A 10,699-nucleotide genomic window follows, 5' to 3' on the forward strand; every position below is an offset into this window, starting at 1 on the left:
GTGAAGGTGACCCGTTCGGCTCTGCAGAACGCGTCCTCCATCGCGGCTCTGGTGCTGACCACCGAGACCCTGGTGGTTGAGAAGCCCGAAGAAACTGAAGAAGACTAAATAGTGTGTGTGCCCGGTGCCGCCCCTCCACCATGGAGGCGGTACCGGGCACTCGCTGTCGGTAGGCTCGGATGCGCTCGCGTTCGTGGGGGCGCTAGAACCTGCCGACAGCCTCCTGCTGAGGGGCTCTTACTATGAGTGCTTCTCAGCAAAGAAACCTTTAGCGGTTTACTATAGAAGGTAAGCTGTTCCCGTTTGCGCTCAAACCACCTTGTGGGGTGCGAGCAGACGGGTCGTACCGCATCTTGACATACGCAACGTATAGGCTGAGCTTCTCACCGATGAAGCCAGCATCCGAAAGGTAGACAATGACCATTCCCACCGCTCTGTCCGAGGATCCCTTCGGCTTCACCGGCCTGACCTACGATGACGTGCTACTGCTGCCCGGTAACACCGACGTCATCCCCTCCGATGCGGACACCTCAACCCGCCTGTCCAAGCGCATCACCCTGAACACCCCCATCATTTCCGCCGCAATGGACACCGTGACCGACTCCGCTATGGCAATCGCTATGGCACGTCTGGGCGGTATGGGCGTTATCCACCGCAACCTCTCCATCGAGGACCAGGCTGCACACGTGGACCGCGTTAAGCGCTCCGAGTCCGGCATGATCATTAACCCCGTCACCATCGGTGCTGACGCAACCATCGCCGAATACGACGAGGTCTGCGGCTACTACAAGGTCTCCGGTCTGCCCGTCGTCAGCGAAGAGGGCGTGCTGGAAGGTATCATCACCAACCGCGATATCCGCTACATCTCCCGCTCCGACTACGAGGGTATTCGCGTCCGCGACATCATGACCCCCATGCCGCTGGTTACCGCGCACCCCAGCGTCACCAAGGACGAAGCATTCGCGCTGCTGTCCAACAACAAGATTGAGCGTCTGCCCCTGGTCGACGACGCAGGCAAGCTCGCCGGTCTGATTACCCTCAAGGACTTCGTCAAGACTGAGCAGTACCCCAACGCCACCAAGGACGAGGACGGCCGCCTGCGTGCCGGCGCCGCTATCGGCTTCTTCGGCGACGGCTACGAGCGCGCAATGACCCTGGTCGAGGCAGGCGTTGACGCACTGTTCGTGGACACCGCAAACGGCCACTCCCAGGGCGTGCTCGACATGATCGCCCGCCTGAAGAAGGACCCCGCCGCAGCACACGTGGACGTCATCGGTGGCCAGGCCGCAACCCGCCTGGGCGCACAGGCAATCATCGATGCCGGCGCTGACGGCGTGAAGGTCGGCGTTGGTCCCGGCTCCATCTGCACCACCCGCATTATCGCCGGTGTTGGCGTTCCCCAGGTGACCGCTATCAACGAGTCCGCTAAGGCAGCAATCCCGGCAGGCGTGCCGCTGATCGCTGACGGCGGTATGCAGCACTCCGGCGAGATCGGCAAGGCACTGGTTGCAGGCGCTGACTCCGTGATGCTCGGCTCCCTGCTTGCCGGTACCACCGAGTCCCCCGGTGAGCTGATCTTCATGAACGGTAAGCAGTACAAGGCATACCGCGGCATGGGTTCGCTGGGCGCAATGCAGACCCGCGGCCGCCACAAGTCCTTCTCCAAGGACCGCTACTTCCAGGCTGACGTCTCCAGCGAAGAGAAGCTGATCCCCGAGGGTATTGAGGGTCAGGTTCCCTTCCGCGGCCCGCTCTCCGCAGTGATTCACCAGCTCGAAGGTGGCCTGCGCCAGACCATGTTCTACGTCGGTTCCCGCACCATCGAGGAACTCAAGTACAAGGGTCAGTTTGTGCGCATCACCCCCGCAGGTCTGAAGGAATCGCACCCGCACGACATCATGATGACCGTTGAGGCACCGAACTACCGCCGCTAAAACGCCTCACCAACGATGATTCGCCGCATGGTGTGCACACCATGCGCCGTTGAGCCCGCCCCATACCCGTTCAGGTATCGGGCGGGCATCGGCGCGAATAACGCCCAGCGGCACCCCTCAAACCGAATTCGAAAGGATTCACCCCATGTCTGAAATTCAGATTGGCCTCTCTAAGAACGCCCGCCCCACCTACTCCCTGGACGATGTGGCGCTGGTTCCCACCCGTCGTACCCGCGACCGCCGCGACGTCGACACCTCCTGGCAGATTGACGCTTTCAAGTTCGACACCCCCATCATTGGTGCGCCCATGGACTCGGTCATGTCCCCGGCGACTGCCATTGCACTGGGTAAGCTGGGTGGCCTGGGCGTGCTGAACCTCGAGGGCCTGTGGACCCGCTACGAGGACCCGCAGCCGCTGCTCGACGAGATTGTTGAGCTGCCCGAGGCGGACCCCGCCTCCGCAACCACCCGCATGCAGCAGATCTACTCCGAGCCGATTAAGCCGGAACTGATCACTGCACGCCTGGAAGAGATTCGTGACTCCGGCGTGGTCGTTGCAGGCTCCCTGAGCCCGCAGAACACCCAGGAGCACTACGAAACCGTGGTGAAGGCGGGTGTTGAGCTGTTCGTCATCCGCGGTGCGTCCGTCTCTGCTGAGCACATTTCCACCTCGCACGAGCCGCTGAACCTGAAGAAGTTCATCTACGAGCTCGACGTTCCGGTCATCGTTGGTGGCGTTGCTGGCTACTCGCAGGCTAAGCACCTGATGCGTACCGGCGCAGCCGGCGTGCTGGTGGGCTTCGGCGGCGGTTCCGCACAGACCACCCGCCAGGGCCTGGGCATCTCCGCACCCATGGCAACCGCTATCGCCGACGTGGCTGCGGCACGTTCCGACTACCTGGATGAGTCCGGCGGCCGCTACGTACACGTGATCGCTGATGGTTCCCTGGGTCGCTCCGGTGACATGGTGAAGGCGCTCGCACTGGGCGCTGACGCCGTCATGCTGGGCGCTCCGCTGGCTCGCGCATCCGAGGCTCCCGGCCAGGGCTGGTACTGGGGCAACGAGGCGCACTCGCTGGACTTCCCGCGTGGCGTGCGCACCCCGCTGGGTGTTGTCGGCTCCCTGGAGGAGGTCCTGTACGGTCCTTCGCACCACGTGAACGGCACCAGCAACATTGTCGGTGCGCTCAAGCGCGCAATGGCTAACTGCGGTTACCTGGACCTGAAGAAGTTCCAGAAGGCGGACCTGACCGTGGTTCCCGCGTACCGCGGCTAATGTAGCTTCATGAATCACCGCTTGGCGGTTGGCAGGTTTTGCCCTGCCGGTCGCCGGGCGGTGCTTTCTATACGCACGCTCTACCCCCGTTAGAGCATGTAGCGGCACCCCAGAATAGGGGAGGGGCTACGCGCCGTCGGCGGCGTACAGCGATAGCGTAAAATAGATATATCCCCGCGCAAGTGCGCGGATTAGTACCAACACGTTGAGGTAATTTTCGTGACCAACTCTGTGAACCTGGACCAGCTCGAAGAGCGTCCCGTCCTGGTGGTAGATTACGGTGCACAGTACGCGCAGCTCATCGCTCGTCGCGTGCGTGAAGCCGGCATCTACTCCGAAATCGTCCCCCACTCCATGAGCACCGAGAAGATGCTCGCCAAGAACCCGGCAGCCATCGTGCTCTCCGGTGGCCCCTCCTCGGTCTACGCCGATGGCGCACCCAAGGGCGACAAGGCCCTCTTCGAAGCTGGCGTGCCGATTTTCGGTATCTGCTACGGCTTCCAGGTGATGGCCCAGACCCTCGGCGGCACCGTCGCCCAGACCGGTCTGCGCGAATACGGCGCAACCGACGCTGTGGTCTGCGCTGAGAACTCCTCCTTCCTCACCGGCACCCCCACCACCCAGAACGTGTGGATGTCTCACGGTGACTCCGTGACCGAAGCCCCCGAAGGCTTCGAGGTGCTGGCAAAGACCCCCGGCGCATCCGTGGCAGCATTCGTGGACGAATCCCGCAAGCTCGGCGGCGTGCAGTGGCACCCCGAGGTGAAGCACTCCGACTACGGCCAGGTCGCCCTGGAGAACTTCCTCTACAATGTGGCAGGCCTGAAGCCCACCTGGTCCACCAACAACATCATCGAAGAGCAGGTCGCAAAGATCCGCGAGCAGGTCGGTAGCGACCGCGTCATCTGCGCGCTCTCCGGCGGCGTTGACTCCTCCGTGGCGGCAGCACTCGTGCACAAAGCTGTTGGCGACCAGCTCACCTGCTTCTTCATCGACCACGGTCTGCTCCGTGAAGGTGAGCGCGAACAGGTCGAGCAGGACTACGCAGCATCCATGGGCATTAAGGTCATCACCATCGACGAGTCGGAGCGTTTCCTCTCCGCGCTCGAGGGCGTGACCGAGCCTGAGGCGAAGCGTAAGGCTATCGGCCGCGAGTTCATCCGCTCCTTCGAAGAGGCACAGCGCAAGCTGATCGCTGAAGCGGGCGAAGAGGGCGCAGACATCAAGTTCCTGGTCCAGGGCACCCTGTACCCGGACGTTGTTGAGTCCGGCGGCGGCGACGGCACCGCAAACATTAAGAGCCACCACAACGTGGGCGGCCTTCCCGACGACCTGACCTTCGAACTGGTTGAGCCGCTGCGCACCCTGTTCAAGGACGAGGTTCGCGCTATCGGTCGTGAGCTCGGCGTTCCCGAGAAGATCGTGGCACGTCAGCCGTTCCCCGGCCCCGGACTGGGCATCCGCATTGTCGGTGAGGTTAACCGCGAGAACCTGGACACCCTGCGTGCCGCTGACGCTATCGTGCGTGAAGAGCTGACCGCAGCAGGTCAGGACGAGCACATCTGGCAGTGCCCCGTGGTTCTGCTGGCTGGCGTTCGCTCCGTGGGCGTTCAGGGTGACGGCCGTACTTACGGCCACCCGATTGTTCTGCGCCCGGTCTCTTCGGAAGACGCAATGACCGCTGACTGGTCGCGCCTGCCGTACGACCTGCTGGCTAAGATCTCGAACCGTATTACGAACGAGGTCAAGGACGTTAACCGAGTGGTGCTGGACGTTACCTCTAAGCCCCCGGGAACCATTGAGTGGGAGTAATCCCCGTGGGGGAGTGAAGCTCCTCCCGTGAAGAAGCCGCCCGGTGCATCCGAATGTGGATGCGCCGGGCGGCTCCTTTTGTGAGTATGTACGTTGCAGATGCCAGGGATGAACGAAATATAATGTGCTTATGCATGCTTCGTCTGACATGCGCAGAGCACTAACCTAATGTCATAAGGAGGGGCTAAAGATGTTAAAAGCTGATAACGAGCACATTCAAAAGCAAGAGTATGAATCCTCCGTCTATGAGTTTTTCGTCAGTTTTTCTGCCCTTGCAGATGACGCAAACTGTTCTGAAGAAATCCCCGTGGCGGAACGTTCTGCCTCGCAGCGCCCTACCCCAGACTTTTAGCTTAAAAGTAAGCCGCCCGGTGCATCCGAATGTGGATGCGCCGGGCGGCTTCTGGCATCAAGTCGTGTAGAAAAGGGGAGGCGTTTTGGGGCGTATTAAAAAATCCTCATTTATTTTTTAAACGCGGGGTCTAAATAAAAGAAATGCATTCCAAAAATACCCGAAAAACTACGCCTAGAAATAAACCTTTTTAGTGTGGGTGATGCGGGTGACGAATCGAATCACGCCAATGAGCGCTCGACCCCAACCCAAAATGCAAAGCAAAAAACGTACCAAAACAGCAGAAGCCAAACGCGCACGCCATGTACACACCATAGGTCAGCATCACAAACTCAGAATCATGGCTCAGACCCGACGCCACAATCATCGTCAACGAAACAGCCAGAATGATAAGCCACGCAGCGCTCGCAGCCGCAATCACCCACGAGATAGCGCTCAACACCGGGTGAGGAACCCTAAACGTGCGCTCAGGGTCCTCAGAGGCGGGTACAGTCGCTACAGAAGCTGTAGCGGGGGCAGTAAGTGGAGCTGATGAACGCCACGGAATATGCGCATCAGCATGCTGACTGGGAACCTGCGCCGGACGCTGCGGGACGCCTCCAGATTCGGGAGGGGACGAAAGATACGGCTGCTGCATTGCGGGCTCCTGCATATTTAGCCTCACGGGAGAAGGAACAGCCTAGTTCCTAATCTCGTAAGAAATGAGTGTCGGTGATAGAACGAAAAAATGTGGTGGAAAATATATTCTCTCTATATTTCAAGATTAGAAGCGAGCAGTATAAAAAACGAGAGCATCAGCGAATATGATGCAATATGACGCGAAAATTTCGAAAAATACAACGAAAAAGTAGTAAACCTTAACCTGAAGGTTCAGGGTAGGGTTATTAGACACGCCCTAACGAGGCAAAAACGGCAGAGCTACAGCGAAAGGAACGAGCATGGGAATCATCCTCCCACTCCTCTACTTAGGGGCAGGAATCGGGCTCGCAATGTTGCTACCCGAGCACTGGGGCAACCGCCTGAAAGAAAGCGCCTCCGCCCTGCTGACCCGCTGGATCATTCCCGCCGTCATCATCTACACCGTCGCCACCAGCCGCCCCGAACTCTTCTTCATGGCGGCCTCCACCATGGTGCTCATGGCGCTTCTAGTACGCTGCTCCGCCTTCTTCACTAACGACCCGGTGCAACAGCTCGCCCTCGTCTACCTCAACGCCGGAATCTTCGGAATCCCCGTAGTCGCCAGCTTCTGGGGCGAGGAAGCCGTACGCCTATACGTCGGCGCGTATATCGGCAACTCCGTCATGGGCAATATCCTCGGCACCTCACTCATGCGCAGAGAAGCCAATGCAGGTGGACTCACGAATAGTCGAGCCAAGCCCACACGAAAAGCTGCCGTCGGTGCAGCACTGCGGTCCCTGCTCACTAACCGCCCCATTATCGCCGTAGCAATCGGGCTGATATGCCTGCCCGCCGGGCCGTTCCTCAACACCCACGCCGCCGGTATCTACCGGCTCATCACCTGGGTCTTCAGCTTCGTAGGGCTCACGGTGCTAGGTATGTGGCTGAGCACCGCCCGCCTGCACCGAACTGACCTCAAACAAGCCGCCCGATGGGCGCTACTGCGTGTCGTGCTCGTGAGCGTCTACAGCGTCGGCATACTAACCGCCGCACACTGGATGCACACGCACACTGGAGTGCACCTCGAGCAGCTACTGGCGCACCCACAGGTACTTTTTGTCCTCGGAGTGCTACCGCCAGCCGCTAATATCGTCATTCTGGAAACCCACTACCGGCACGAAGGCACCGCAGCCCCCGTCATTGCCGCAGGGGCAGCCGTCAGCGTAGGAATGATAGCGCTCGCCGTGCCGATCCTGCAGCTCGTCTTCGCCAGCTAAGTAGAGCCGCCAGCTAAATAGAGCCAAGAAAGCACGCCGGGAGAACACAGGAGACCACGCAGAAGACAACACAAAAGGAGGGCGGGGCATAAGCCTCACCCTCCTTCTGCTGTCTATCACCTTATCGGCACACGGTAGCACTCAACGAGCTACAGCGCTTAGCGAACGATGTGGTACACCTTCGCCTCGTAGGGGCGCAGGGTCGAACCCGCGTCGTCCTTGTAGTTCGAGCTCACCAGCTCAACACGAGCACCAGCCTCACGAGCCTCAGCAAGCACAGCGAAGTCGCGCTCCTGCTCCTCGGCAGTGAAGTTCGAAATCACCAGCAAAGACTCGTTCGCGGGGCTGCCATCCGCACCACCGGTACGGGTGTAGGCGTACACAGCCTCATCCTCGTTGTGCGGAACCTGAACCGAATCCACCGGAGCGAAGGCTGCGTAAACCATCAGATCCTTCAGCTTGCCGCGGCGCAGAGCCACCAGCTGCTGGTAGTGGTAGAAAATCGAATCCTCATCAGCCAGAACAGCCTCAGCGTTAATCGCCGGGTAGTTCGGGTTCACAGCAATCCACGGGGTCACACCCTCGGGGCTGAAACCACCGTTAGCGGAGGCATCCCACTGAACCGGGGTACGAGCGTTATCGCGGCCCTTAATGTAAATCGCCTGCATCGCCTCTTCGTGGCTCAGACGCTTGTGGTCAACGTGCATGTCCTCGTAGAAGCGGATTGAGTCACCATCGCGGTAATCCTCAATCGAATCAAACTTCACGTTGGTCATGCCCAGCTCTTCACCCTGGTAAATGTACGGGGTGCCCTGCATGAAGTGCAGGGTGGTCGCCAGTTGCTTAGCGGACAGGGTGCGGAACTCATCCGAATCGTTACCGAAGCGGGAGACAACGCGCGGCTGGTCGTGGTTGTTCCAGTACAGCGAACCCCAGGCGTTACCCTCCAGGGTGGTCTGCCAGTCGTTCAGGATGCGCTTGAGCTCGGTCAGCTTGTACGGTGCGTAGGACCACTTGCCGCCCAGATTGCCGTTCGGGTCGTTATCCACGCCCATGTGATCGAAGTGGAAGATCATGTTCAGCTCACCGGTGTGGTAGCCAGCCCACAGCTTAGCGTCCTCGGGGCTGGTTGCGCTGGTCTCGCCCACGGTCATCACGTCGTATCGGCTGAAGGTCTCGCGGGTGAGTTCCTTCATCCACGGGTGCACCATGGTGCCGTTCGTAATGACGAACGGAATCGAGGAGGTGTGCTTCTCGTAGTCGGTGGAGGGGTCATCCGGGTAGCCCTCGGGCTTGGAGATGATGTTGATAGCGTCCAGGCGGAAGCCGTCAACGCCCTTGTCCAGCCACCAGCGGACCATGGAGTACAGGTCCTCGCGAACCTTCTCGTTCTCCCAGTTCAGGTCGGGCTGTTCCTTGAAGAAGATGTGCAGGTAGAACTGGCCGGTCGCCTCGTCCCACTCCCATGCCGGGCCGCCGAACTCGGACGCCCAGTTGTTCGGAGGAATCGGGTTGCCGTCCTCGTCGAAGCCCTTCGGGTCCTTCCAAATGTAGTAGTCGCGGTAGGGGTTGTCCTTGGAGGAGCGGGATTCCTTGAACCAGGGGTGCTCATCGGAGGTGTGGTTCGCGACCAGGTCCATCAGGATCTTGATGCCGTGCTTGTGGGCGGTTTCAAGCATCTCGTCGAAGTCTTCCATGGTGCCGAAGTCACTCATGATGGCGAAGTAGTCAGAGATGTCGTAGCCGTTGTCCACGTTCGGCGAGTCGAACACGGGGGAGAGCCAAATGACGTTGATGCCCAGCTTAGCCAGGTAGGGCAGCTTCTCGGTAATGCCCTTCAGATCACCGATACCGTCGCCGTTAGCGTCGTTGAAGGAGCGGGGGTACACCTGGTACACCACGGCTTCCTTCCACCACTGGCGGCCTTCGTAGGAGGGAACCTCGTATGCCTCGGAGTTGCTCATAATTGCCTTTCTGTACCGGCGGGTTACGCCGAAGAGGAAAAAGGTGTCTGTGATTGAAGTATAGGGCGAGGGGGACCGGAATGTCTGTTCCGGATCCCCCTCGCGCATTACATTTTTGGGGCGTGCCTACTTGGCGTTACCGAAGAGGTAGACCTTCGCCTCGTAGGGGCGCAGCAGGGTGCCCTCGTCGGTGAACTCGCGGTTCTCATCGCGATAGTTCGAGCTAATCAGCTTCGGGGCGTTCTCGATTGCCTTCAGCTCGTTCGGGGAGAGAGCCTGCGAGTTGGTCAGCACCACCGAATCCAGGTTGCCGCCCGCGTAGTTCAGCTGAACGGTGTCATCGGTGAAGTTCGCGACGACCAGCAGGGCGCGCTCGCCGGTTGCGGCGGCGTCCTCATCGGAGTTCACGCGCAGGTAGGCGTAAACCTGGTCATCCTCTTCATCCAGCAGGCGGTACTCGCCGGTCAGGATAATCGGGTACTCGCGGCGCAGGCTAATCAGATCGCGGTAGTGGTAGAACACCGAATCCTGGTCGGCGAGCTCTGCCTCCGCGTTGATTTCGGTGTAGCGCGGGTTCAGCTTCAGCCACGGGGTGCCGGTGGTGAAGCCTGCGTTCTCACCGGCGGTCCACTGCATGGGGGTGCGTGCGTTGTCGCGGCCGGAGGCACTGATGTAACGCAGCATGTCCTCGGCGGAGACGCGGCCCGACTCTTCAACGTACTTGCGCCAGGAGTCGTGAATCTCCAGGTCGTTGTAGTCCTTCACATCGTCGAAGAAGACGTTGGTCATGCCCAGCTCTTCACCCTGGTAGATGTAGGGGGTGCCCTGCATCAGGTGTAGCACGGTGCCGAGCATCTTGGCGCTGACGGTGCGGTACTCGGGGGAGTCGTTACCGAAGCGGGAGACGGTGCGCGGCTGGTCGTGGTTGTTCCAGTACAGGGAGTTCCAGCCGCGGCCGTGCAGGCCCTCCTGCCAGTGGGTGAGGACCTTCTTGAGGTCAACCAGGTTGAAGCGGCGGTCGGACCACTTGCCGGTCACGCCACCTTCGGAGGCGTCTACGTCCATGTGCTCGAACTGGAACACCATCTGCAGCTCGTTGCGGTCGAAACCGGTGTAGAGCGCGGCGTCGTCGACGGTCACGCAGGGGGTTTCGCCCACGGTCATGACCGGGTACTTGCTCAAGACCTCGCGGTTCATTTCCTGCAGGAATTCGTGCACGCGCGGGCCGTTGGCTGCGACAGCCAGGGAGTTGTCGAGGCCGCCTGCGAGGACTGCCGGGTCCTCGGGGAAGGAGAGGTCCTTAGAAATCAGGTTGATGACGTCCATGCGGAAGCCGTCCACGCCCTTGTCCAGCCAGAAGCGCATGATGTCGTAGACCTCTTCGCGGACCTTCGGGTTCTCCCAGTTCAGGTCGGGCTGCTTGACGGAGAAGTAGTGCAGGTAGAACTGGCCGGTCGCCTCGTCCC

The 10,699-nt window shown here is 60.2% G+C and carries 8 protein-coding genes; 5 read left to right on the forward strand and 3 right to left on the reverse strand.

Annotated elements, in window-relative coordinates:
• Positions 1 to 416: 416 nt before the first annotated feature.
• From guaB to HMPREF2712_RS09070, 4 genes are all read left to right on the forward strand, one after another.
• Entirely contained in the window at positions 417 to 1,934 is a 1,518-nt protein-coding gene (gene guaB, locus HMPREF2712_RS04930) for an IMP dehydrogenase (RefSeq protein WP_005505069.1), read from the forward strand.
• A 145-nt stretch (positions 1,935 to 2,079) separates the two neighbouring features.
• Positions 2,080 to 3,210 carry a GuaB3 family IMP dehydrogenase-related protein gene (locus HMPREF2712_RS04935; protein WP_005505070.1) on the forward strand — a complete coding sequence of 377 codons (1,131 nt, stop codon included), beginning with the start codon at positions 2,080 to 2,082 and terminating at the stop codon, positions 3,208 to 3,210.
• A 219-nt stretch (positions 3,211 to 3,429) separates the two neighbouring features.
• On the forward strand, positions 3,430 to 5,022 hold the full coding sequence (gene guaA, locus HMPREF2712_RS04940) for a glutamine-hydrolyzing GMP synthase (RefSeq protein WP_070819414.1): 1,593 nt from the start codon (positions 3,430 to 3,432) through the stop codon (positions 5,020 to 5,022).
• A 190-nt stretch (positions 5,023 to 5,212) separates the two neighbouring features.
• Complete coding sequence (locus tag HMPREF2712_RS09070) at positions 5,213 to 5,374, forward strand: hypothetical protein (RefSeq protein ID WP_168167387.1); 162 nt, start codon at positions 5,213 to 5,215, stop codon at positions 5,372 to 5,374.
• 190 nt (positions 5,375 to 5,564) lie between these two features.
• Here the strand turns inward: HMPREF2712_RS09070 and HMPREF2712_RS09015 are convergent, their stop codons facing one another.
• Entirely contained in the window at positions 5,565 to 6,026 is a 462-nt protein-coding gene (locus HMPREF2712_RS09015) for a hypothetical protein (protein WP_141762569.1), read from the reverse strand.
• Between the two features lie 286 nt (positions 6,027 to 6,312).
• Between HMPREF2712_RS09015 and HMPREF2712_RS04945 the strand changes: the two genes are divergently transcribed.
• The gene (locus tag HMPREF2712_RS04945) at positions 6,313 to 7,269 is read left to right on the forward strand and encodes an AEC family transporter (protein ID WP_070819415.1); all 957 of its coding nucleotides are present in this window, start codon (positions 6,313 to 6,315) and stop codon (positions 7,267 to 7,269) included.
• A 158-nt stretch (positions 7,270 to 7,427) separates the two neighbouring features.
• On the opposite strand, the gene HMPREF2712_RS04950 is transcribed toward HMPREF2712_RS04945, so the two are convergent.
• Positions 7,428 to 9,233, reverse strand: a complete 1,806-nt coding sequence (locus tag HMPREF2712_RS04950) for a glycoside hydrolase family 13 protein (RefSeq protein ID WP_070737684.1) — start codon at positions 9,231 to 9,233, stop codon at positions 7,428 to 7,430.
• A 126-nt stretch (positions 9,234 to 9,359) separates the two neighbouring features.
• Positions 9,360 to 10,699 (reverse strand): alpha-amylase family glycosyl hydrolase (locus tag HMPREF2712_RS04955; protein ID WP_070819416.1); only part of this gene is annotated, 1,340 nt, incomplete at its 5' end.

Origin of the sequence: Rothia sp. HMSC064F07 (assembly GCF_001837265.1) — a bacterium.
Taxonomy (GTDB): domain Bacteria; phylum Actinomycetota; class Actinomycetes; order Actinomycetales; family Micrococcaceae; genus Rothia; species Rothia mucilaginosa.